This window comes from Cupriavidus sp. GW821-FHT07C08, from assembly GCF_059419025.1.
The window spans coordinates 1-21,758 of record NZ_JBWKQZ010000054.1 but is presented as its reverse complement, the minus strand read 5'-3'; the positions used below and the strand labels follow the sequence as shown (position 1 = coordinate 21,758).

The 21,758-nt window shown below is 65.5% G+C and carries 20 protein-coding genes, 2 pseudogenes and 1 riboswitch; of the genes and pseudogenes, 10 read left to right on the top strand and 12 right to left on the bottom strand.

Translation table 11 applies throughout. The features are described 5' to 3' along the window. Positions 1-20 precede the first annotated feature (20 nt). A complete protein-coding gene (locus AC07UK_RS37660) occupies positions 21-1,412 on the bottom strand; it encodes an ABC transporter substrate-binding protein (RefSeq protein ID WP_494688191.1) in 1,392 nt (463 codons plus the stop codon). A 193-nt stretch (positions 1,413-1,605) separates the two neighbouring features. Here AC07UK_RS37660 and AC07UK_RS37655 point away from each other — a divergent pair, with 193 nt between their 5' ends. Genes AC07UK_RS37655 through AC07UK_RS37630 form a run of 6 tightly spaced genes read left to right on the top strand, consistent with a single transcriptional unit; the run spans position 1,606 to position 6,876 of the window. After that, positions 1,606-2,889, top strand: coding sequence for an amino acid ABC transporter substrate-binding protein (locus tag AC07UK_RS37655; RefSeq protein WP_494688192.1), 1,284 nt, complete (start codon positions 1,606-1,608; stop codon positions 2,887-2,889). A 25-nt stretch (positions 2,890-2,914) separates the two neighbouring features. Further along, on the top strand, positions 2,915-3,811 hold the full coding sequence (locus tag AC07UK_RS37650; RefSeq protein WP_436220671.1) for a branched-chain amino acid ABC transporter permease: 897 nt from the start codon (positions 2,915-2,917) through the stop codon (positions 3,809-3,811). Next, positions 3,808-4,824, top strand: coding sequence for a branched-chain amino acid ABC transporter permease (locus AC07UK_RS37645; RefSeq protein ID WP_494688193.1), 1,017 nt, complete (start codon positions 3,808-3,810; stop codon positions 4,822-4,824). The genes AC07UK_RS37650 and AC07UK_RS37645 overlap by 4 nt, the downstream gene beginning before the upstream one ends. Beyond that, on the top strand, positions 4,821-5,567 hold the full coding sequence (locus AC07UK_RS37640; protein ID WP_494688194.1) for an ABC transporter ATP-binding protein: 747 nt from the start codon (positions 4,821-4,823) through the stop codon (positions 5,565-5,567). The genes AC07UK_RS37645 and AC07UK_RS37640 overlap by 4 nt, the downstream gene beginning before the upstream one ends. Further along, positions 5,564-6,397, top strand: coding sequence for an ABC transporter ATP-binding protein (locus AC07UK_RS37635; protein WP_494688195.1), 834 nt, complete (start codon positions 5,564-5,566; stop codon positions 6,395-6,397). Before AC07UK_RS37640 ends, AC07UK_RS37635 begins: the two co-directional genes overlap by 4 nt. Positions 6,398-6,438: 41 nt before the next feature. After that, positions 6,439-6,876, top strand: coding sequence for a universal stress protein (locus tag AC07UK_RS37630; RefSeq protein WP_436220667.1), 438 nt, complete (start codon positions 6,439-6,441; stop codon positions 6,874-6,876). 43 nt (positions 6,877-6,919) lie between these two features. Here AC07UK_RS37630 and AC07UK_RS37625 read toward each other — a convergent pair whose 3' ends face one another. The 4 genes from AC07UK_RS37625 to AC07UK_RS37610 all read right to left on the bottom strand — a co-directional run bounded on the left by AC07UK_RS37625 (position 6,920) and on the right by AC07UK_RS37610 (position 12,185). Continuing rightward, complete coding sequence (locus AC07UK_RS37625) at positions 6,920-8,155, bottom strand: multifunctional CCA addition/repair protein (protein ID WP_436220666.1); 1,236 nt, start codon at positions 8,153-8,155, stop codon at positions 6,920-6,922. A gap of 64 nt (positions 8,156-8,219) precedes the next feature. After that, on the bottom strand, positions 8,220-8,918 hold the full coding sequence (locus AC07UK_RS37620; RefSeq protein WP_436220665.1) for a glutathione S-transferase family protein: 699 nt from the start codon (positions 8,916-8,918) through the stop codon (positions 8,220-8,222). A 185-nt stretch (positions 8,919-9,103) separates the two neighbouring features. Beyond that, positions 9,104-10,126, bottom strand: coding sequence for a complex I NDUFA9 subunit family protein (locus AC07UK_RS37615; RefSeq protein ID WP_153954929.1), 1,023 nt, complete (start codon positions 10,124-10,126; stop codon positions 9,104-9,106). Between the two features lie 106 nt (positions 10,127-10,232). Continuing rightward, on the bottom strand, positions 10,233-12,185 hold the full coding sequence (locus AC07UK_RS37610; protein ID WP_436220664.1) for a lytic transglycosylase domain-containing protein: 1,953 nt from the start codon (positions 12,183-12,185) through the stop codon (positions 10,233-10,235). A 106-nt stretch (positions 12,186-12,291) separates the two neighbouring features. Between AC07UK_RS37610 and AC07UK_RS37605 the strand changes: the two genes are divergently transcribed. Continuing rightward, on the top strand, positions 12,292-12,876 hold the full coding sequence (locus tag AC07UK_RS37605) for a 5-formyltetrahydrofolate cyclo-ligase (protein ID WP_494688196.1): 585 nt from the start codon (positions 12,292-12,294) through the stop codon (positions 12,874-12,876). 30 nt (positions 12,877-12,906) lie between these two features. On the opposite strand, the gene AC07UK_RS37600 is transcribed toward AC07UK_RS37605, so the two are convergent. The 7 genes and pseudogenes from AC07UK_RS37600 to AC07UK_RS37570 all read right to left on the bottom strand — a co-directional run bounded on the left by AC07UK_RS37600 (position 12,907) and on the right by AC07UK_RS37570 (position 18,915). Next, positions 12,907-13,668 carry a Mut7-C RNAse domain-containing protein gene (locus AC07UK_RS37600; RefSeq protein ID WP_436220662.1) on the bottom strand — a complete coding sequence of 254 codons (762 nt, stop codon included), beginning with the start codon at positions 13,666-13,668 and terminating at the stop codon, positions 12,907-12,909. Positions 13,669-13,719: 51 nt separating this feature from the next. After that, complete coding sequence (locus AC07UK_RS37595) at positions 13,720-14,079, bottom strand: TfoX/Sxy family protein (protein ID WP_013955327.1); 360 nt, start codon at positions 14,077-14,079, stop codon at positions 13,720-13,722. 9 nt (positions 14,080-14,088) lie between these two features. Then, positions 14,089-14,919 carry a methylenetetrahydrofolate reductase [NAD(P)H] gene (gene metF, locus AC07UK_RS37590; protein WP_436220660.1) on the bottom strand — a complete coding sequence of 277 codons (831 nt, stop codon included), beginning with the start codon at positions 14,917-14,919 and terminating at the stop codon, positions 14,089-14,091. A 61-nt stretch (positions 14,920-14,980) separates the two neighbouring features. Further along, positions 14,981-15,331, bottom strand: a complete 351-nt coding sequence (locus tag AC07UK_RS37585) for a phage holin family protein (protein ID WP_013955325.1) — start codon at positions 15,329-15,331, stop codon at positions 14,981-14,983. Between the two features lie 71 nt (positions 15,332-15,402). Continuing rightward, complete coding sequence (gene ahcY, locus AC07UK_RS37580; protein WP_010813332.1) at positions 15,403-16,821, bottom strand: adenosylhomocysteinase; 1,419 nt, start codon at positions 16,819-16,821, stop codon at positions 15,403-15,405. Between the two features lie 122 nt (positions 16,822-16,943). After that, a riboswitch (S-adenosyl-L-homocysteine riboswitch) is annotated at positions 16,944-17,059 on the bottom strand. Between the two features lie 76 nt (positions 17,060-17,135). Then, positions 17,136-18,019: pseudogene (locus tag AC07UK_RS37575) on the bottom strand (group II intron maturase-specific domain-containing protein); the annotation flags it as partial. Positions 18,020-18,072: 53 nt separating this feature from the next. Then, positions 18,073-18,915 (bottom strand): reverse transcriptase domain-containing protein, encoded by an 843-nt coding sequence (locus AC07UK_RS37570; RefSeq protein ID WP_494693919.1) that lies wholly within the window; start codon positions 18,913-18,915, stop codon positions 18,073-18,075. On the opposite strand from AC07UK_RS37570, the pseudogene AC07UK_RS37565 reads away from it, so the two are divergent. From AC07UK_RS37565 to AC07UK_RS37555, 3 genes and pseudogenes are all read left to right on the top strand, one after another. After that, positions 18,807-19,163: pseudogene (locus AC07UK_RS37565) on the top strand (DUF5372 family protein); the annotation flags it as partial. The gene AC07UK_RS37570 and the pseudogene AC07UK_RS37565 overlap by 109 nt on opposite strands. Before the next feature lie 64 nt (positions 19,164-19,227). Continuing rightward, complete coding sequence (locus tag AC07UK_RS37560; protein WP_234824885.1) at positions 19,228-19,392, top strand: DUF2264 domain-containing protein; 165 nt, start codon at positions 19,228-19,230, stop codon at positions 19,390-19,392. Then, positions 19,382-21,598, top strand: a complete 2,217-nt coding sequence (locus AC07UK_RS37555) for a recombinase family protein (RefSeq protein WP_439670904.1) — start codon at positions 19,382-19,384, stop codon at positions 21,596-21,598. Before AC07UK_RS37560 ends, AC07UK_RS37555 begins: the two co-directional genes overlap by 11 nt. Positions 21,599-21,758: the final 160 nt, after the last annotated feature.

Sequence of the window (21,758 nt, the reverse complement as noted above, 5' to 3'; positions counted from 1 at the left end):
TCCCCATATCCAGCCGCGCGCTACACCATGCCCTTGTCGCGCCACTTGGAGAAAATGCGCTTGCACGCGGCATCGGCGATCCGGACCGCGTTCTCCGGCGTCTCGTCGCCCGTGGCCGCCTTGGCGAACATGGTATTGAGGACCCAGGTATTGAAGATCTCGTCGACGGCCGCGTTGGCGTAGCCGGGGTAGCCGACATTGGTCGCCTGGTTCATCAGCGCGCCGAGAACCTTGTACTTGTCGCGCGGCATGGCCTTCTGGTCGTCGGCGATCAGCTTCTGCAGGTCGGGCACGGTGCTGGGGAAGCAGGGGAAGTTGTAGAACTCGCTGCCCAGGAAGCCCTGCCGGAAGTTGTCGATATAGTCGACCAGGAACTTCTTCGCGCCGGCGATGTTCTCGGCGAATTTCCAGATCACGTAGCAGTCCATCACGTGTTCCAGTGCGATGCGCCGCACCGGCCCCTGCAGCGCCTGCGTGAGCCAGATGTCGCGCGCGATCGGCAGGTTCTTGTTCTCGGCCTCGCGGGTGATGGAGATGGCGTTCAGGCAGAGCGAGATCTTGCCGGCCAGCATGGCGCGGTTGTTGGACGACGGGTCCCATGCCAGCACATCCGGCGTCATGGCCTCCTGGTAGAGCGCCTTGACGAACTTCACCGCTTCGACGGTGTTCTTCGAGTTCAGCACCACGGTGTGCCGGTCGTCCTGCACCGAGCCGCCGAAGGCATACAGGATCGCGCGCATCGCCATCGCGGTGTCGAGTTCCGCGGACAACCCCACGCCGACCGGGATGCCGCTCTTGGCCTTGATCTTGCGGCCGGCGGCAAGTACGTCCAGCCAGGTGTCCGGCGGCTTCATGCCGACCTCGTCCCAGAGGTCCTTGCGGAAGTTGATCGGGTCCGGCACGAAGCTGTCAGAGAAGCCGTAGTACTTCTTTGTCTTCGGGTTGTACGTGCTCTTGATCGCCAGCTCCATCGGCTTGCCATGCTTGCGCTGGCATTCCTCGTAGAGCTCGCGATGGTCGATCACCTGCTCCTCGTAGACCGGCGGCGGCGACAGGAACATGAACAGGTCGTGCCCCTTCTGCGCCGATACTTCGGCCGCCGCGCGCGTGGCCAGCGCCGGGATGCCGACGTGATCGACCACCACCTCGGTGTCGTTCTTCTGGCCCCACTCCCTCACATAGGTGTCGTCGAACCACTTGTCGTAGCCCGGCACGAAGTGGTTCCACTGCAGGATCTTGAGCGTGTGCTTTGCCGCATGGGCATAGCGCGGGATCACGAAAGGTCCGAGGCCGGCGGCAAGCCCGACGGCGCCAGTGGCCCGGATGAATCCGCGCCTGCCGGTATTGGTATTCGTATTGGGGCTGGTGGCGACTGCCACGTGGGTACCACCTGGATGCGCTGTCTTGGCCATGGCTATCTCCTCATGCGAGAAAGCGGTCGGCTCCCATCCCGGTCGAGCAACGATCTGCCTGATCACCTCAAGCGTAGGCCTCATTTCATGAATAGGGAATCCCGGGAACACCTCATGGAGTGATGGACCCGTGACATACGGGCACTTCCGCTTTCAGAAATGAGTCCTACGTTGGAGAGAGTGAGGAGGTGCCATGAAAAACGCATCGACACGAAGCTCGCCAGGCGATCCCAGGCCCGCTATCCATTTGCGCCATGCCGCCGTCTGCGCCCTGGCCGGTCTTGGCCTGGCCGTGTCGGTCCCCGCCGCCGCCAAGGTGGAGGGCGACGCCATCGTCCTCGGTGCCGCGGTCTCGCTGACCGGCAAGTACTCCACCAATGGCAAGAACACCCAGGACGGCTACAACCTTGCTGTGAAACGCGTCAATGAGATGGGCGGCGTCAAGGTTGGCGGCAAGGCCTATCAGTTGAAGGTCCTCTACTACGACGACGAATCCACCTCGGCCCGCGGCGCACAGCTGGCCGAACGGCTGATCAACCAGGACGGCGTCAAGTACGTTCTGGGGCCCTACAGTTCGGGGCTCACCAAGGCGATCGCCCCGGTCACGGAAAAGTACAAGATTCCGATGGTCGAGGGCAACGGCGCGGACCGCAACCTGTTCACGCAGGGCTACCGCTACATGTTCGCGGTGCTCAACACCTCCGACTACTACCTGCGCTCGGCCATCCAGCTCGCCGCCGAAGAAGCGCAGCGGGCAGGCAAGTCGCCGAAGAGCCTCAAGGTGGCCATCGCCATCGAGAACGACAACTTCTCGCAGGACGTGCGCGACGGCGTGGAAGAGGATGCGAAACGCCTGGGCATGCAGGTGGTGATCGACGACAAGCTGCCGCCCGAGCTGAACGACATGTCGGCCACGCTGGCCAAGGTGAAGGCGCTCAAGCCGGACATCCTGGTGGTATCCGGCCATGAAAAGGGCGCGGCGCTGGCGGTGCGGCAGGTAGCGGAGATGCGTATCGACGTGCCGATGCTGGCGCTGACCCATTGCGACTCCGCGCAGGTCATCGAGAAATTCGGCAAGAGCGCCGAATTCGCGGTGTGCGGCTCGCAATGGGACCGCACGCTTGGCTACAAGGACCGCTGGTTCGGCACGGCTGACCAGTACGCGCAGCGCTTCGAGAAGGAGTACCACTACGAGGCGCCATACCAGGCGGCCGAGTCCACCGCCGCGGTGCTGGCATTCGCCGACGCCTTCGAGCGTGCTGGCTCGTTCGATACGGAGAAGGTCCGCGATGCCCTGGCAAAAACCGACCTGATGACGTTCTACGGCCCGCTCAGGTTCGACCAGAGCGGCAAGAATATCGCCAAGTCGATGGTGCTGTACCAGGTACAGGACGGCAAGTTCAAGGTGGTCGCGCCGGGCAAGTGGGCGTCGTCGAAGGTCATCTATCCGGCACCTGCCTGGGCGCGGCGCAAATAGGGGGCTGCTGCGCGGCCTGACGCAGATGAGCAATCTCGCGGTCCTCTTCCAGAGTCCCGAGCTGAACCTGCAGCTCGTGGTGGATGGCCTGCTGGCCGGCGCGATCTTTGCGCTGGCGGCCTACGGCATGGCGCTGGTATGGGGCGTGATGAATCTCATCAACATAGCCCAGGGCGAGCTGGTGATGCTGGGCGGCTATATCGTGATCTGGCTGGTTGGCAAGGGCGTGCCCCCGATGCTGGCGGTGCCGGTTGCCGCGGCGGTGATGTACTGCGTGGGCTGGGGTCTCTATCGCATCGTCATCTTCCGCCTGGTCGAGCGCGATCTCTTTGTCTCGGTGCTGGCCACCTTCGGCCTGAGCATCGTGCTGCAGCAGCTCGCCAACCTGGCCTTCGGCGCCAATGTGCGCACGGTCGATGCGGGGCTGGGCAGCCTGATGCTGCCGGCCGGACTGGTGGTGCCGAAGATCAAGCTGGCGGCGTTCGCCGCAGCGCTGGCGCTGGGCGCCGGCCTGATGCTGTTCCTCAGGCATTCGCGCCGCGGCCAGGCGATCCGGGCGACCGCCCAGAACGCGCGCGCTGCCCGTGTGCTGGGGGTGGACGCCGATCGCATCTACGCCTCGACCTTCGCGCTCAACGCCGCCATCTGCGGCGCGGCGGGCGGGCTGGTGGCAATGACCTGGATCATCCACCCCTACCTGGGCCTGCCCTATACCGTGCGCGCCTTCATGATCGTGGTGGTGGCCGGGCTGGGCAGCATGCTGCCGGTGCTCGGCGCCGGCGGCGGGCTGGGCATTGCCGAGAACTATGCCGGCTTCCTGCTCGGCACCGAATACCAGACCGCCTTCCTCTACGCGCTGCTGGTGGTGATCCTGGTAAGCCGCAACCTGATGCTGCGCCGGCGGCGCGCCTACCTGCGATGAACCCGCATCTGCGCGGCGCGCGCCGGTCCGCATCGGATCTCCCGGCCACCTCCGCGGTGGCCTGGCTGGCGCTGCTTGCGGGCAGCCTGGGCGCGCTGATCGCGCCGTGGCTGTTCGCCGGCATCACCACGCAACTGACCTTTCTCTGGCTGATGGTGCTGTTCGCGCTGACGTGGGACGTGATGGGCGGGCAGATGGGCTACAACTCCTTCGGCAACATCGTGTTCTTCGGCGTGGGCGCCTATGTCTGCGCGGTGGTGCAGCGCGATTTCGGGCTGGGCTACTTCGCCGGCCTGGCGGCGGGTACCGGCCTGGCGGCGCTGGCGGCCATGGCGGCGGCGCTGGCGCTTGGTCCGGCCATACTGGGCTTGCGCGGGCACTACTTCGCCATCGGCACGCTGGGCCTGGGCATTGCCTGCGCCGATGCCGCCGCCGGCTGGGATTTCATCGGCGCGGGATCGGGCATGACGCTGCCACTGTTCCCGGGTGCTGCCGGCAGCCGCGAGCCGTTCTTCTACTACGCGATGCTGGTGCTGGCGGTGGTGACCCTGCTGTCGCTGCGTTGGCTCTATGCACGCCCATTCGGTCTTGCGCTCAATGCCATCCGCGACGACGAGGACAAGGCCGAGGCGCTCGGCCTGCACACCACGCGCTACAAGATCCTGGCGTGGTGCGTGTGCGCCGTCTTCCTCGGCATGGCGGGCGCCCTGACGGGCAACCTGGTGGGCTTCATCGATCCGCGCGAACTGGCCTTTGCCGGCGCCACCTTCGGCGTGTGGATGGTGGTGATGGCAATCCTGGGCGGCAAGGGCACGCTGTGGGGGCCGGTGATCGGCGCCGCGCTGTTCCATCTGACCCAGGAGCTGTTCTGGACCTACCTGCTGAACTGGCAGCGCGTTGCGCTGGGCGTGCTGATCGTGCTGATCGTGGTGCTGTTCCCGACCGGCATCATGGGCTGGCTGCGCGACTACAGTGCCAACCGCCGCCACATGACGGGGAGTCCCACGTCATGAACGACCTGCTTGCGGTGCGCGGCGTCACCAAGCGCTTTGGCGGCGTCGTCGCCAACCATGACATCTCCCTGCAGGTGCCGCTCGGCAGCATCGTCGGCCTGATCGGGCCGAACGGTTCGGGCAAAACGACCCTGTTCAATTCGATCGTCGGCTACCACCCGATCGACGGCGGATCGATCGCGTTCGACGGGCGCGAGATCTCGCGGCTGCGCGTCCCCGAGATCGCCCGCCTGGGCCTGGTGCGCACCTTCCAGCAGACGCGGGTGTTCGGCAAGATGAGCTGCCTGCAGAACCTGCTGGTCAGCGTGCCCCATGTGCATGAAGGACTCGCCGCCATGTGCACGCGGCAGGCACCGGCGGTGGCAGAACAGGCCCGCCAGATCCTGCGCATGGCCGGGCTGCAGGACCACGCGGACCAGCGCGGAGCCGACCTCTCGTTCGGGCAGCAGAAGCTGCTCGAGATCTGCATGGCCCTGATGAACGAGCCCAGGCTGCTGCTGCTCGACGAGCCGACCGCCGGCGTGAACCCGGTGATGATCGACAGCCTGATCGCGCTGCTCAGGGACATCAACGCACGGCTCGGCATCACCCTGCTGGTGATCGAACACAATATGCGGGTGATGATGCAGCTGGCTGGCCACATCTATTGCCTGGCGCATGGCGAGGTGCTGGCGCAGGGATCGCCAGCGCAGATCACGGCCAACCCCGCGGTGATCGAGGCCTACCTGGGAGGACAGCCATGATCAGCGCGCACACCGCGGCCCAGCCGGCTGTCCACGCGCCTGCCGCCACGCTCGCCGCAGCGCTCTCGCGCCCCCGGCCAACGATCGAGCAACTCGAGCAACTAGCCGGCGGCACCCCGATGGTCGCCGTGGACAACCTGGTCGCCGGCTATGGCGCCATGGAGATCGTGCACGGCTTCAGCCTGCGCGTGGCGCGCGGCGGTTCGCTGTGCCTGATCGGCCCGAACGGCGCGGGCAAGTCCACCGTGCTGCGCGCCATCTACGGCCTGGCCCGGGTCATGTCAGGGACCATCACCGTGGCCGGCGCGCCGGTCAACCACCTGCGTGCCGAGCAGAAGCTGCGGCAGGCAGGCATGGCCTATGTGCTGCAGGAGGGTTCGATCTTCCCTGACATGACGGTGGAAGAAAACCTGCTGATGGGCGGGTACCTGATGCCGCACCCGCGCGATGCCAGGGCTGCGGCCGAGCGCATCTTCCAGCGCCATGGCGCGCTCGCGCAACGGCGCGGCCAGCGCGCCAGCGTGCTCTCCGGCGGCGAGCGCAGGCTGCTGGAAATCTCGCGCGCGCTGATGATGGATCCTGCCGTGCTGCTGGTGGACGAGCCCTCGATCGGGCTGGAGCCGCGCTATGTCGACCTGGTGTTCGAACACCTGCGCCAGCTGCAGCAGGATGAGGGCAAGACCATCATCCTGGTCGAGCAGAACGCCCGCAAAGGGCTTGCTTTCGCCGACCTCGGCTATGTCCTGGTGGCCGGGCAACTGGCCATGGCCGGCACCGGTGGCGAACTGGGCCGGGACCCGGAGGTCGGCCGGCTATTTCTTGGCGCCTGAGCTACTGCTGCGGTGCGGCGCCGACTTACAAGGAGACCAAAATGTTCAAGCATCTGCTCGTGGCGGTCGACGGCTCGGACCTGTCCGATACGGCCTACCGCAAAGCCATCGAGCTGGCCAGCTCGATACAGGCCCGCCTTACCGCGATCCAGGTCGTCGCGCACTATGACGTGATGCGCCTGCAGACCGCCATGCTCCAGGAAACCCGGCAACGCTTCATGCAGGAAGCCTACCGGCAGGCCGAGGCCTACCTGGCAACGATCGCGCAGGAGGCCGCCGCGGCGGGCGTGCCGTGCGAAACCGCCTGCCCCACCGGCGACCACATCTTCCAGGCCATCATCGACGAGGCCGAGGCGAGGAAGTGCGACCTGATCGTGATGGCCTCGCACGGGCGGCGTGGGGTGCAGGCACTGGTGATCGGCAGCGAGACGCAGAGGGTCCTCACGCACACGCAGATCCCGGTGCTGGTCTACCGCTAGTGTCTTGCGCGCTGACGAGTCCAGTGCGTCCGGTGCGCTACGCTCAACCGCCGATGCGCGCCGCCACCGCCGCCACGCGCGCGGCATGGACGCGATCGCGGATCTGGCCCACGTCATCGCCGCAGGCACGCGCGATGGCGCCGGCATCGACGCCCGCCGCAGCCTCCAGCGCCGCCAGCAGGCGCGCCGCCTGCGGGTAGGGGCTCGCTTCGAAGCCCTTGCGCCCGCGCAGGTCGGCCTCGCAGGCCTGCAGCGCCTCGGCGAAGCGTGCCGCCTTGCGCAGCGCATCGCAGCGCTCGAGCAGGCGCATCACCGCCGCGGCGCTGAATTCGAGCGAACGGTGGATATTGCCGTGCTCGCGCGCCACCACCAGCGCCAGGTCGCGGCACTCATTGGGCACGCGCAGGCGCGCGCAGACGTCTTCGAGCAGCTGCGCGCTGCGCGTTTCGTGGCCGATATGGCGCGGCAGCACGTCCGCGGGCGTGGTGCCCTTGCCCAGGTCATGCACCAGCGCGGCAAAGCGCACCGTGAGCGGCGCGCCCATGGCGGCGGCCTGATCGATCACCATCATTACGTGCACGCCGGTATCGATTTCCGGATGGTAGTCGGCGCGCTGGGGCACGCCCCACAGGCGCTCCAACTCGGGCAGCAGCCGCGCCAGCGCGCCGCATTCGCGCAGCACTTCGAACATGCGCGACGGCTTCGCTTCCATCAGCCCGCGCGCCAGCTCCTGCCAGACGCGCTCGGGCACCAGCGCGTCGACCTCGCCGGCGGCGACCATCTCGCGCATCAGCCGCATGGTCTCGGCGGCGACGCCGAATTCATCGAAGCGCGCGGCAAAGCGGGCCACGCGCAGGATGCGCACCGGGTCTTCGGCAAAAGCATCGGAGACATGCCGGAACAGGCGCGCGGCCAGGTCGCGCTGGCCGCCGTGCGGATCGATGACCGGGCCGGTCAGGTTACCGTCGGCACCGACCGCGCGCGCCATCGCGTTGATGGTGAGGTCGCGCCGCACCAGGTCGTCTTCCAGCGTGACATCGGGCTCGCAATAAAAGGCAAAGCCCTTGTAGCCCATCGCCGTCTTGCGTTCGGTGCGGGCCAGCGCGTATTCCTCTTTGGTGCGCGGATGCAGGAACACCGGGAAATCCTTGCCCACCGGGCGAAAGCCCGCGGCCTCCATCTGCGCCGGGGTCGCGCCAACGACCACGTAGTCGCGGTCCTGGCTGGGCTTGCCCAGCAGTTCGTCGCGGATCGCGCCGCCGACGGCATACACCTGCATCGTTGTGGCCTCGTCATGGGCCGGCGCCGGGCAGGTGCCCGGCGCCGGCGGTATTGCTAGTGGACTAGTGGTTGATGATTATCGCATCGGGACGATCCGGGGCCAGCCGGTAGGGTTCGTCGTCGGCCAGGAAGTCGCGTTCCTCGCGTGCGCCGGCAATCCATTCCTGCATTGCCGGCAGCGCCAGCATGAAGTCCGCATAGGCCTTGGCGTCCCCGGCTTCATCGGGCAGGTGGATGCCGTAGGTGGCAAAGCGGCTCACCACCGGCGCAAAGAACGCGTCGGCCACAGTGAACTCGCCGAACAGGAACGGCCCGTTCGCGCCGTGCTGCTGGCGCAGCCCTTCCCAGATCGCGGCGATGCGCTCCACGTCGCGCTGCACGGCCACGTTCCAGCCGCGCCCGGGCAGCACCGCGGTCACGTTCATCGGCAACTGGTTGCGCAGGTTGCCGAAGCCCGAATGCATCTCGGCGCAGACCGCGCGCGCCACCGCGCGCTGGGCACGGTCGGCCGGCCACAGGTGCTTTTCCGGGAAGCGCTCGGCCAGGTATTCGGAGATCGCCAGCGAATCCCACACCGTGACCTCGCCATCGACCAGCGCCGGTACCTTGCCCGCGGGCGAGTAGCGCGCGATCTCGGCGGCAAAGCTGCCGGTGAACAGGCGCACCTGCACTTCTTCGAAATCAATGCCGGCCTGGCGCAGCAACAGCCACGGACGCAGCGACCAGGAGGAATAGTTCTTGTTGCCGATGACGAGCTTCATCGTGGGTCCTTGGGGGAGGAAACGGAGGGAGACGGCGCAGGCGCGGCGCCTGCCGCCTGCAGGACGGCATGGCGGCCGCGCGCCGGACTGGTCATTCTGCCAGCGCGGCCGTCCGCGTCAAAGTGAATTGCGCTAGCAACCGATATGAAATCCGGTCACATAGGGCGCACCGGCCGCCGGCCCCGTCAGCGGTGCACGCTCGCGCGCATATGGGTCAGCGTGGTATCGCGGTTGCGCCCGGCCAGCGCGTCGGTCATGATCGACTCCAGGCTGGCCGGATGCAGGTTCAGTTCGGGTGCGACCGGGTGTTCCAGCACATTGTCGAGCTGCATCGAGTCGAGGTTGTCGCGCGACAGCAGCGGTTCGCCCGGCATATGCTCCATGATGCTGGCCTGCACCCGTGCCAGCGCATCGGGCAGCGCGATCACCGGGCGCGGATGCCCGGACGCGCGCCCGGCAAAGCGCACCAGCTCTTCCAGCGTATAGACCTGCGGGCCGCCCAGCTCATAGCCGTGGCCGATCGTGGCCGGGTTCACCATGGCATTCAGGTAGGCCTGCACCACATCCTGCACGAATACCGGCTGGAAGCGCGCATGCGCGCACGCCAGCGGCACCACCGGGGCCATCTGTTGCATGTGGGCGAACAGGTTCAGGAAATGGTCGTCGGGGCCGAACACCACCGAGGGCCGGAAGATGGTCCAATCCAGCCCGCTGGCGCGCACCACGCGCTCGCCGTCGCCCTTGCTGCGCAGGTACATCGACGGCCCGTTGCTGTCCGCGCCCAGCGCGCTCATATGCAACAGCCGGCGCACGCCGGTGGACAGGCACGACGCCGCGATCTGCCGCACCATCTCCACATGCGCACTGGCAAAGGCTTCGCCGTAGGGGTCGGCGCGCTCGCCGTGCAGCACGCCCACCAGGTTGACGACGATGCCATCCACGCCCAGCGAGCCGATGGCGTCATCCAGCGCGGCATTGTCGGCCAGGCCCAGCTCCACCACTTCCACGCGCGGCAACAGCAGCAGGTGCTGCGCGTGCTCGATATTGCGCGTGCCGACTACGATGCGGTCCGGGGCGATGGGGGAATCGGGGTTGGCGCCGGGTTCCAGCGGCGCGCCGGAGGCCGAGGCAGCCCCGGCCAGGCGCGAGACGAGGTGGCTGCCGATAAAGCCGGCACCACCGATGACGAGGACGTTGCTGGTCTGCATGATGCCTCCGTGCCAAGAAAACTGCACGCCGCGGCACCCTGCGCCAGCCCGGGCCCGCCGGATCGTCCCGGCAGGGCCCGTCCTGCCTGCCCCCGCAGGGGCAACTTCAGGGCAGGCTGGTAGTGGTCACCGCCGACGGCGCGACCATGCCCAGGCGCGATTTCAGCGACTGCGGCCGGCCACTCATCAATGCAGCATAGTACGTGGCGTTGGAAAGCACATTCTTCACATAGCCGCGCGTTTCATTGAACGGAATGGTCTCTGCAAAGATCGCGCCTTCCACCGGCCGCGCCAGCGTGCTGCGCCAGGCCTTGGGCCGGCCCGGGCCGGCGTTGTACGCAGCCGAAGCCAGCGTCCACGAGCTGTCCAGGTCGGTCAGGACCATGTTCAGGTAGTTGGTGCCAAGCAGGATATTGATATTGGGATCGGCCATCATCGACGGCGAAAAGTCGGCCATGCCGATCTTGCGCGCGACGTACTTGGCCGTGGCCGGCATCACCTGCATCAGGCCATGTGCGCCCGCCGACGAGCGCGCGTTCATGAGGAAGCGCGATTCCTGGCGGATCAGGCCGTAGACCCACGCCATGTCCAGGCCGACATCGTCGGTGGCGCGCTGCATGATGTCGCGGTACGGCATCAGGAAACGCAGCGTGAAGTCATGTTCGTTGCGGGTGCGGTCGGCGGAGTTGACGGTGCGGTCCAGCAGTTCCAGGCGGCGCGCATACTCGGCCGCGGCCAGCAGCTCGCGGTCGCTCATATTGCGCAGTTCCCAGTTCCACTCGCGGTTGCCTTCGAAGCGCAGGTTCATCGCATAGAATTTCTGCGCCCGCTGAAAACCGGCGCGCGTGCGCATGGCCATGGCCTCGGCGTCGCTGACGGTGGTGCGCGCCGGCAGCGTGATGCGGTTGCCCAGCTCTTCGCTGGCCAGCTGGCCGTAGAAGTTGAACTGGCCGGCGATCTGCTGGAAGTTCTGCTGGGCCTCGGTGTCGCGGCCGTCGGCCTTGAGCGCGCGGCCATACCAGTAGATCCAGGCCGGGTCCTTGGCGCGCAGTTCGGGGCGCATCAGCTCCACCGCCTGGCGCACCTGCTTCCAGTCGCCCTGGCGCAGCGCGGCGCGCACGCGCCATTCCTGCGTGTCGTCGGAGAGCCACTGGTTGCCGCCCAGGTCCATCTGGCGGCGGTAGTAGCCGGCCGCATCGGGCAGCAGCTTCTTGGCCGCGAACTGGCCGATCACGCCCCAGGCCGCGCCCTGCTCGTCGCGCGACAGCGTACCCTGGGCCGTGCCGAGGTAGGCGGCTGCCTGCGACGGGTCGTTGCGCGCCATCTTGACGACAGTGGCCAGCGTATCGCCATCCGCGCGCGCGTCGGGCACCAGCGCGGCGATCTTGCCGGCCAGCGTGACAAAGTTCTGTTCCAGCGCCAGACGCGCCTGGTAGGCGACATCACTGCGCTGGATCTGCTGGCTTTGCGCCAGGTAGCCGATCAGGTCGACACAGCCTTCGCCGTAGTATTTGGGGTCGCTCAGCACATTGCGCGCATCCGCGGCCACGTTCTGGCCCTTGAGCGCGCGCGACAGCAGCGCATAGCACTCGACCTGGGTATCGTCCTTGAGCGCGAATTGCGGATACTCGACATCGAAATTGGCCCAGTCGCGCTTCTTGCCCAGCACCAGCAGCCAGTCATTGCGCATGCGGTCGGCAATGGCATCACCCTTATAGCGCTGCAGGAATGCGCGCACCTGGTCGTCGGGCGCGTCGATGCGCGCCAGGCCGCTGGCGTCGAACAGCTGCGGCTTGATGCGGAAGTACTCGACATAGGACGGGACCGGATAGTCCACCAGCGTGGCCGAGATCGCGTAGGCGCGCTCCACGTCGTTCTTGCGCGCGGCTTCGCGCAGCGCGGCGAAGGCCTCGTCGGGATCGCTCGGAATCACCGCCGCCTGCGGGCGCGACACCGCCTGCGGGCGCTTCTGCGCGTGAACGGGCGTGACAAGCAGTGCACATGCCAGCGCGATCCAGGCGGCCCGGCCGGCACGCTGCAGATATACTCCCTTCAGCATTCTTTGCTTCCTTGTCGATGACGGCGGCGCCGGCGCCTGCAACCTTGTGCCCAGCCGCGGCTCCGCCGTCCGTGTTTGGTTCGGACGAGGGGCATTATCCCACGCCATGTCATCCACTCCTGCCACGACCGCACCCAACCCCGCCGCCGACGACCGTCGTGCACTGCGCACGCAGTTGCTGGCGCAGCGCGCCGCCCTCCCCGCACGCGCCGAAGCCGACGCACGCATCGCCGCCGCGCTGTCCGGATTGCTGGCCGGACTGGCCGTGCGCTGCCTGGGTTTCTACTGGCCGATCCAGCAGGAGTTCGATGCGCGCGACGCGGTCGGCCGCTGGCTCGCCGCCATGCCTGGCCGCAGCGCCGCGCTGCCGTCGGTCAGCCGGCCGGGCGCGCCGCTGGATTTCCACCTGTGGACACCGGACACGCCCATGGCCACCGGCCACTACGGCATCCCGGTGCCGGACGGCACCGAGGCCGTGACGCCCGATGCGCTGCTCATACCCTGTGTCGGTTTCAGCCCGGACAAGTTCCGCCTGGGCTACGGCGGTGGCTTCTACGACCGCACGCTGGCGGCCATGGCGCAGCGGCCAGTAGCGATCGGCATTGGCTACGAAAGCTGCCGGCTACCGTTGCAGGCGCAGCCGCATGACATTGCCATGGACTGGATCGTTACGGAATCCGGCCAGTTCTAGTGTCCTGTTCCGTTTTTGCGGAAAAGGACACTAACCCGGCCCGGCCTCGGCGGCGCCCCGCACCAGCTCATCCACCAGCGCACGCATGCAGCGCCAGTGCGAGCCCTCCCAAAACACGCGCCGGCACTGGTCGCAGGTAACAAAGCTGCGATGGCGCTCGAGCACCCCCTCCGGCACGCGCCCGGCCGCGCCGGCCGCATCCAGCGCGCGCAGCGGCGCGTTGCAGTCCAGGCACAGCGAGAACGGCCGTGCGCTGCGCGCCAGGTCCAGCCGCGCAAAGATCTCCCGCACCTGCAGTTGCGACTTGATCGCGCGCACATAGCAGCCGTGGGTGATGCCGCGGCGCTTGAGCAGCTCGCGGTCGCGCGTCAGCACCACGCGGCCCTGGTCGACGGCGATGCGCTCGATCTCGCTGTCTTCGAAATGGTTGTCGTAGAGGGTGTCGAAGCCGGTCATGCGCAGCAGGTGCGCCAGGCCGCCCAGGTGCGCGTCGGCGACAAAGCGCATCACCCGCAGCGGCTGCTCGCGTACCCGCAGCAGCGGGGACACGTCGAGCCGTTCGAACTTGGGATAGACCGAGACCCGGTCGCCATCGCACAGCTGCCGCTCGAAGCCGGACGATTCGCCATTGACCAGGATCAGCTCGACTTCGGTATGCGGCACGCCCAGCGCCTCGATCATGTGCTTGACCGTGGCGGCGCGCGCGCAGGCGCAGGACAGGTCACGCCGGCGCTGGTCCGGCGCGAGAAAGTCGTTCAGTTCCTCGTAGAAGCGGAAGGTGGCGGTGACCATGGTGCCGAGTATGGCACTGTCGGCAGATCGGCGCGATAGCGGGACCTTGCCTCAGCCCGCATTCCCCAGCCGCAGCGCCGCCTCCACCGCCAGCTTCGCCCAGGGCGTCATCGCGCCGGGCGATTCCAGCGCCGCCGGCGGCAGGCTCAGGTAGTGGCGCATGGTGACCTCGCGCTTTGCCGACTGGTAGCGGAAGGGCTCGCTGCCCTCGGCCTCGAACTTGCCGCGCGTGGCGTCATCGGCCTTCAGGTAGCAGGTGCCGCCCGACACCAGCGCAAACATCAGCCCGTCATAGAACAGGCCATGGCCGCCAAACATGCGCCTGGCGCTGACAGGGCCGATGCGCGCCGCCAGCGGCCCCATCAGCTCGAGCAGATGTTCGATGAAGGGATCGGGGCGGCGCGTGGCCATGGGCGGGCGTTACAGCTTCAGGCGCTGCCAGATCGCCTTGGTCGCGCCAGCCGCATTGAGCGTATAGAAATGCAGCCCCGGCACGCCCGCGGCCAGCAGCCGCTCGCACAGGGCAGTGACCACGTCCAGGCCAAAGGCGCGGATCGATTCGCGGTCGTCGCCGAAGCTCTCCAGCCGCTTGGCCACCCAGCGCGGCACTTCGGCCCCGCACGACTCGGAGAAGCGCATCAGCTGCGTGTAGTTGGTGATCGGCATGATGCCCGGCACGATCGGCACCTCGAGGCCCGTCGCGCGCACGTCATCGACAAAGCGGAAGTAGGCGTCAGCGTTGTAGAAATACTGCGTGATCGCCGAGTTGGCGCCGGCCTTGACCTTGCGCACGAAATTCTCGAGATCGTGGCGCGGAGACTTGGCCTGCGGGTGGTACTCAGGATAGGCCGCGACTTCGATATTGAACCAGTCGCCGGTCTCGGCACGGATGAACTCGACCAGTTCGTTGGCGTAGCGGAACTCGCCTATCTCGCCCATGCCCGAGGGCATGTCGCCGCGCAGCGCGACGATATGGCGGATGCCGCCGTCGCGGTACTGCTGCAGGACGGCGCGGATGCTGTCGCGCGACGAGCCCACGCACGACAGGTGCGGCGCGGCCTCGATGCCTTCGCGCTGGATTTCCAGCACCGCGTCCAGCGTGCCCTGCTGCGTGGTGCCGCCGGCGCCGAACGTCACCGAGATGTACTTGGGCTTGAGCGGGGCCAGCTGCGCACGCGTGTTGCGCAGTTTCTCCGTGCCCTCCGCCGTCTTGGGCGGGAAGAATTCAAAGCTGAAGTAGCGGTCTTGCATGATGGTGGCGCGCCGCGTTGGCGCGGCGCGCGGTATGGGATTCGTGTCAGTGCAGGCCGCCTCAGGCGGTGCGTTCGCCCAGCAGCAGGCTGGCCAGCAGCCACGAGATCACGCTGTACAGGATGGAGCCCAGCAGGGCCGCCCAGAAGCCGCCGACGGTAAAGCCCGACAGCAGGTTGCCGACAAACAGGAACAGCAGCGCGTTGATGACGAAGATAAACAGCCCCAGCGTCAGCAGCGTGACCGGCAGCGTCAGGATCACCAGGATCGGACGGATCAGCGTATTGACCAGGCCCAGCACCAGCGCCGCCAGCATCGCCGAGCCGAAGCTCTTGATGTGGATCGACGAGATGAGGTACGGCAACACGAACAGCGCAACGGCGTTGATGACCCAGACGACCAGTAGTCTCATGACGGCTCCTTGAATTTGGTTTCTCCCCCTCTCCCGCAAGCGGGAGGGGGAGCCCTGCCTTCCTGCGCGGATCAGTAGCGGTAGTGGTCGGCCTTGTACGGACCTTCCTTCTTCACGCCGATGTACGCGGCCTGCTGTTCGGTCAGTTCGGTCAGCTGCGCGTTCAGCTTGCGCAGCTGCAGGCGCGCCACCTTCTCGTCCAGGTGCTTGGGCAGCGTGTAGACGCCGACCGGATACTTGCCGCTGTCGCGTTCCTGCCAGAGTTCGATCTGGGCGATGGTCTGGTTGGCGAACGAGCTGCTCATCACGTACGACGGGTGGCCGGTGGCGCAGCCCAGGTTCACCAGGCGGCCCTTGGCCAGGATGATCAGCTTCTTGCCGTCCGGGAACTTGACGTGATCGACCTGCGGCTTGATCTCATCCCATTCGTACTTCTCGATCGAGGCGATGTCGATCTCGTTGTCGAAGTGGCCGATATTGCAGACGATGGCCTGGTCCTTCATTTTGGCCATGTGGTCATGGGTGATGACATGGTAGTTGCCGGTGCAGGTGACGAAGATATCGCCATGCTCCGCGGCGTAGTCCATGGTCACCACGCGGTAGCCTTCCATCGCGGCCTGCAGCGCGCAGATCGGGTCGATCTCGGTCACCCACACCTGCGCCGACAGCGCGCGCAGCGCTTGTGCGCTGCCCTTGCCCACGTCGCCGTAGCCGGCCACGATGGCCACCTTGCCGGCGATCATCACGTCGGTGGCGCGCTTGATGCCGTCCACCAGCGACTCACGGCAACCATACAGGTTGTCGAACTTGCTCTTGGTCACCGAGTCGTTGACGTTGATGGCCGGAAAACGGAGCTCACCCTTTTGAGCCATCTGGTACAGGCGGTGCACGCCGGTGGTGGTTTCCTCGGTCACGCCGCGGATGGCCTCCAGGTTGCGGCTGTACCAGCTCGGATCCTTGGCCAGCTTTTCCTTGATGGCGGCGAACAGGTAGGTCTCTTCCTCGCTGCCCGGCTTGGCGATGAGCGACGCGTCCTTCTCGGCGCGCGCACCCAGGTGCAGCAGCAGCGTGGCGTCGCCGCCGTCGTCCAGGATCATGTTGGGGGTGCCGCCGTCCGACCAGTCGAAGATGCGGTGCGTGAAGTCCCAGTATTCCTTCAGCGATTCGCCCTTGAAGGCGAACACGGGCGTGCCGCCGGCGGCGATCGCGGCAGCGGCGTGGTCCTGGGTCGAGTAGATGTTGCACGAGGCCCAGCGCACGTCGGCGCCCAGTGCCTTGAGCGTCTCGATCAGCACGGCGGTCTGGATCGTCATGTGCAGCGAGCCGGCGATGCGCGCGCCCTTGAGCGGCTGCGCGGCGGCGAATTCGTCGCGGATCGCCATCAGGCCGGGCATTTCGGTCTCGGCAATGGCGATTTCCTTGCGGCCCCAGCCGGCCAGGTTGATGTCGGCGACGAGGTAGTCTTGCTTCAGGTCGGTCACAGCGTTCATGTTTCACTCCCGGTGAAGAGTGGCACGCAGGTGACGAGTACGGGGAATCTGGCAGCTGTGGCATGGCGCAAGGGCACATGCGAAGCTCGCGGATAGGTCGACTCGCCTCCGTGCGGACCACGGATCAGCGAGCGCCGTTGAAGACAGTCCGAGCCTGGCGGATGGCATGGGGCGGCTGTGCCGCCGGCCGCGCGATGTGCTTCGCAGGCCTCCATCCGTTGCAACGCTCCTCGGGAGGGTAGGAGTATACCATCGCTGGTGACACTCCCCCCTAAGAACCGTACGTGCGGGTTTCCCCGCATACGGCTCAAGCCTCAACAAAGTGAATCGAATAAATCGAACACCGGCTTCACAACGGTTCTGCCGTGGTGATGAACTTGAACATGGCAACCCGGGTGCACCAGCACACGATTTCCTAGAGCATCGGAACCGCCAAGAACGCGCGGCACGATGTGGTGATCATCCCACCCCGTCTCTTTGGTCATCTTGCACTGACACAGCGCACATAAACCCCGCTGGGACATATACAGCTTGATCCACTGCTTGCGGTGCGACATGCTTTGCAGCATGCGCTCCTGTCGCAGCTTTTCGCCATACATTTCCCAAGCTGGATCAAAGGGGTTGTATTCCCCCTTGACCTTCGTGTGCCTCCTGATCGGCGTGCCCGCGAGCGGGTATAACTCCAGCCAGAAGGGATTACCCCTCTTATCCACTGTTGTGGTACCGAACACCCAGTTCCGATTGCCGATGGTCACGAAATACCGCTTCCGCACCCACTCGGCGTTCTTTCCTCGATGTCGCCGCTTTGCCCACCGCCACAGAGCCTGAAATACCATGCGCTCCATTCTGGTGAACATTGCCTTTGCTACCACTGGGCTGTGATATTGCGCCCAGCCCCTTAGCATCGGGTTCAGCAGTCGGATCAGATCCTCTTGCTTTCCCCCTTCTTGGCACTGATGACTCCTTTGACCTTGCGGTAGAACGCTTGCGCGTTTTTCTTGCTCGGCTTGATGAGCAGTTTTCCCGAGTACTTCCGGAAATTCCACCCAAGGAAATCAAAGCCTTCGGCGATATTTACGATCCGCGTTTTCTCCGTTGATAGTGTCAGCCCCCTGACAGCGAGGAACTGTTCCACCCACGGCTTCACTTCGTTTTCTAACACCTCCGGCGTATTACCGGTGATTACGAGTCGAGTCGCCCCGGGGAACTTCCCCCCAAGGCGCTCACGGAACCGGACGTGAACGTCTCCGCTCATCCGGCTCTTCCCATTGAAGCCTGTCCCCATAACAGCGACCAGTGTGCAAACAGATGCATCTCTTTGCGTGCTACGCGTGCTAGCCAGTGACTGGCTTGTCGGCGATGCCCCTGAAGACGCTTATGTTTGCGAGTTAGCCACAACACGAGTTTGCGATCAATCTGCCTCAGCGTTGGGTACAGCGCGGATTTGTAGAATGCACCGTAATAATTTACCCAGCCTCTGATTTTGGCGTTGAACATATGCGCCAGGTCGAACAGGGACTTGTCACTGCGATTCTGCAGATTCCAGCTCCTGACCTCCTGACGTATCGCTTTCCCCGCCTTGGCACTCATCGCCGGACTGAAGTTAACGAAGGTTTTACCCCATCGATTCTTTGACAGGCGAGGCCGAAACGTATAGCCCAGAAAGTCAAAGCTCGTTTCGGCGTAGTTCCCCCGCCGATCCGCATCCTTGCAGTAGACCACTCGGGTTTTCAGCGGATGCAATTCCAGTCCACATTGCGCGAACCGCCGGCTCAAATCACCAATCAGTGCTTCGGCCTGCGATTGACTACGACAATGGCATACAACATCATCGGCGTACCTTTCGAAGGGTACCCCGGCAAACTGACGCTGCATCCACATGTCAAAGACGTAGTGCAGGAACAGATTGGCCAACAACGGGCTGATGACACCGCCCTGGGGCGTTCCCCGCGTTCGCGTCACCATTGTTCCATCCAGCATTTGCACTGGCGCCTTCAGCCAGCGTTCTATGTACATCACCACCCAGCGTTCTTGAGTGTGATGTCGCACCGCCTTCAGCAGCAAGGCGTGATCGATGCTATCAAAGGAAACCACCACAGACTACCCCTCTCCACCACGTTCCTGAATCTGTTGTCATCACACGATCCGGCCACCCGTTCGAGGGCCGGCGCCTCCAGGTCATCAGCCGACGGCAACGGGCCGGCCGATTGCACCTTCTGCTGACGCTTCCCGACCAATCACGTGGGCTGATTCCCGCCGACTGGACCGATTTCGCTGCCGCCTCCGGCAGCGTTTCCACAGGTACCAGCGTCCCAACATCCGATGCGCTGGGCTCGCTTGCCGACCTGCTCCACGCTCGCCTCATCATTGACGCTTTGCTGCGCCAGACGGAACAGGAGAGCAACGATGCAACTGAACCTACCCCTTGCGGATCTGCCGTCCGGCGACGACAGCCTGTGGGAACAACTCGATCCAACGACACGCGAGGCGGTAATCAACGGCCTCGCCCAGGCGATTGCGAAGCTCGTGAGCTACAACAACCCGCTGCCCCGGGAGAACAATGATGATTGACACCTCCAACAAGATCGGCCCCAGCCATTTGCAGCGCACCGCCTTCGTCTACATCCGTCAGTCCAGCGCCAGCCAAGTCGAGCACAATCGCGAATCGACGCAGCGCCAGTACGCGCTCGCACAACGAGCCACCGCCCTCGGTTGGCCCGCGCAGCAGGTCAGCGTGGTCGACGAGGATCTGGGCCTCTCGGGCGCCAGCGCCGCGCACCGTGGCGGGTTCGCCCGCATGACCGCCGAAGTCGCGCTCGGGCACGTCGGCATTATTCTCGGATTGGAGGTCTCCCGCCTGGCGCGCAATAATTCCGACTGGTACCGCCTGCTGGACCTGTGCAGCATGACCGATACGCTCATCGGCGATGCTGACGGCGTGTATAACCCGGCGCTGTTCAACGACCGCCTGTTGCTCGGCCTGAAGGGCACCATGAGCGAAGCCGAACTGCACATCCTACGCGCGCGTCTGGACGGCGGCATCCGCAACAAGGCTGCCCGCGGCGAGTTGCGCCGCGGCCTGCCCACCGGACTGGTGTGGGGTGAGGCCGACGGCGAAGTCAGGCTGCATCCGGATGAAGCCGTCGTCGGTGCGCTGCGCACCGTGTTCGAGCGTTTTAGCGAGCTCGGCTCTGCCCGCCGCGTCTGGCTGTGGTTCCGCGCCGAGAATCTGTCATTCCCGCTGCAGCTCAATCACACCGCGCAGATCCGCTGGGTCGCCCCGACCTATACCGCCATCTACAATGTCCTCACCAATCCGGTTTATGCTGGCGCCTACTGCTACGGCAAGACCCGGCAAGAGCGCTACGTCGATGAACATGGCGTGCTCAAGACCCGATTGCGCCGGCTGCCCCAGTCGCAATGGGCCGTGCTCATCCGGGACCACCACGAAGGATATCTCGATTGGATGACCTATGAAGCCAATCAAATGCGCCTGGGGGCCAATACCAAGCCCCGGCCTCATCAGGTCGGAGGCGCTGTGAGAGAAGGCGCCGCCTTGCTGCAAGGCCTGGCCTGCTGTGGTCACTGCGGTCGGCGACTCAAGACGCACTATCGCGGAACCAATCAGACGCCCGGGTACCATTGCTCCAACAAGGGAATCGAGAATGGCCGCGGCGTCTTCTGCCTCAATGTTGGGGGCCTGCAAATCGATGCCGCCGTTGCGCAGGCCTTTTTGCAAGCCGTGGAGCCGGCCGGCATCGCAGCAGCCGTGCGTGCGGCCGAACACCTCGAGGCCGATCACGACGCGGCGCTTGCACAGTGGCGACTGAACGTTGAACGAGCCCACTACGAGGCACAGCGCGCCGAACGGCGGTACCACGCCGTCGACCCCGAGAACCGCCTGGTGGCACGCGGTCTCGAAGCGCAGTGGGAGCAGCAGTTGCGTGAGCTCGAACAGGCTCAGGCAGAACTTGCTCGGCGTGAACAGCTTCGTCCATGCACGCTGAGCACTGAACAGCGCAAGAGTCTGCTTGCTATCGGTAAAGACCTCAAACAGTTGTGGGACGCACCGACCCTCACACTGCGCGACAGGAAGCAATTGCTTCGCACGCTGCTCGAGGAGGTGAGTATTACCGTCCATCGCGAAGAATTCCGGGCGCATCTGAAGCTGCGTTGGCGCGGCGGCAAGCTTACCGACTGCGAGGTCGCCTTGCCGCGCTCGCGGCCCGCGACCATTCGCACCGACGAAGACACAATTGCCCTGGTCCGCCGTCTAGCCGAGCACTATCCCGATGCCACCATCGCCGGCATCCTCAACACACAGGGCCGGGTAACAGCGCGCGGTCTGCGCTTTAACCAGAACCTCGTAGGCAACTTGCGGCGCCATTGGCATATCCCTTGTTTCGAGCGCCCCACAGCGCTTCCTGACGGCGAGTTGCTCAGCATCCGCCAGGCCGCACGCGTGTTGGGTACCGCGCCGTCCACACTACACCGTTGGGTCAACGACGGCTTTATCGCCGGCGAACAGACCACGCCCGGTGCGCCCTGGCGCATCCGCATCACCGATGCGCTGCGGCAGCAATTCGTCGCGCACAGCCCCGATGGCTACGTCGTCATGCAGGAAGCAACCAAGCTGCTCGGCGTGTCCCGCCAAACTGTGTTGCAGCGTGTAAAGCGCGGCGAACTCGATGCCGTCCTGGTGTGCCAGGGACGGCGAAAAGGCTTGCGCATCAAGGCTGTCAGCGAGCAACCCGACCTCTTCGAACACTCCTCATGAACCAAAGGGCATTCTCATGCGCGATCCAAGCATCCTTTGATATCCGCCTCCAATACCCATTGTGCCGAGGCTTTCAGGGCTAGCAGGCTGCTGAAGTACTCACCGCGCAAGCGATGAGGCTCCCCCCGCAAGGCCGGGGGGCGCTATTTTTCACAATCCG

Excerpts from the sequence above, each read along its gene's own strand:
- AC07UK_RS37660 (WP_494688191.1), bottom strand. The coding sequence starts at position 1,412 with ATGGCCAAGACAGCGCATCCAGGTGGTACCCACGTGGCAGTCGCCACC.
- AC07UK_RS37655 (WP_494688192.1), top strand. The coding sequence starts at position 1,606 with ATGAAAAACGCATCGACACGAAGCTCGCCAGGCGATCCCAGGCCCGCT.
- AC07UK_RS37650 (WP_436220671.1), top strand. The coding sequence starts at position 2,915 with ATGAGCAATCTCGCGGTCCTCTTCCAGAGTCCCGAGCTGAACCTGCAG.
- AC07UK_RS37645 (WP_494688193.1), top strand. The coding sequence starts at position 3,808 with ATGAACCCGCATCTGCGCGGCGCGCGCCGGTCCGCATCGGATCTCCCG.
- AC07UK_RS37640 (WP_494688194.1), top strand. The coding sequence starts at position 4,821 with ATGAACGACCTGCTTGCGGTGCGCGGCGTCACCAAGCGCTTTGGCGGC.
- AC07UK_RS37635 (WP_494688195.1), top strand. The coding sequence starts at position 5,564 with ATGATCAGCGCGCACACCGCGGCCCAGCCGGCTGTCCACGCGCCTGCC.
- AC07UK_RS37630 (WP_436220667.1), top strand. The coding sequence starts at position 6,439 with ATGTTCAAGCATCTGCTCGTGGCGGTCGACGGCTCGGACCTGTCCGAT.
- AC07UK_RS37625 (WP_436220666.1), bottom strand. The coding sequence starts at position 8,155 with ATGCAGGTGTATGCCGTCGGCGGCGCGATCCGCGACGAACTGCTGGGC.
- AC07UK_RS37620 (WP_436220665.1), bottom strand. The coding sequence starts at position 8,918 with ATGAAGCTCGTCATCGGCAACAAGAACTATTCCTCCTGGTCGCTGCGT.
- AC07UK_RS37615 (WP_153954929.1), bottom strand. The coding sequence starts at position 10,126 with ATGCAGACCAGCAACGTCCTCGTCATCGGTGGTGCCGGCTTTATCGGC.
- AC07UK_RS37610 (WP_436220664.1), bottom strand. The coding sequence starts at position 12,185 with ATGCTGAAGGGAGTATATCTGCAGCGTGCCGGCCGGGCCGCCTGGATC.
- AC07UK_RS37605 (WP_494688196.1), top strand. The coding sequence starts at position 12,292 with ATGTCATCCACTCCTGCCACGACCGCACCCAACCCCGCCGCCGACGAC.
- AC07UK_RS37600 (WP_436220662.1), bottom strand. The coding sequence starts at position 13,668 with ATGGTCACCGCCACCTTCCGCTTCTACGAGGAACTGAACGACTTTCTC.
- AC07UK_RS37595 (WP_013955327.1), bottom strand. The coding sequence starts at position 14,079 with ATGGCCACGCGCCGCCCCGATCCCTTCATCGAACATCTGCTCGAGCTG.
- metF (WP_436220660.1), bottom strand. The coding sequence starts at position 14,919 with ATGCAAGACCGCTACTTCAGCTTTGAATTCTTCCCGCCCAAGACGGCG.
- AC07UK_RS37585 (WP_013955325.1), bottom strand. The coding sequence starts at position 15,331 with ATGAGACTACTGGTCGTCTGGGTCATCAACGCCGTTGCGCTGTTCGTG.
- ahcY (WP_010813332.1), bottom strand. The coding sequence starts at position 16,821 with ATGAACGCTGTGACCGACCTGAAGCAAGACTACCTCGTCGCCGACATC.
- AC07UK_RS37560 (WP_234824885.1), top strand. The coding sequence starts at position 19,228 with ATGCAACTGAACCTACCCCTTGCGGATCTGCCGTCCGGCGACGACAGC.
- AC07UK_RS37555 (WP_439670904.1), top strand. The coding sequence starts at position 19,382 with ATGATGATTGACACCTCCAACAAGATCGGCCCCAGCCATTTGCAGCGC.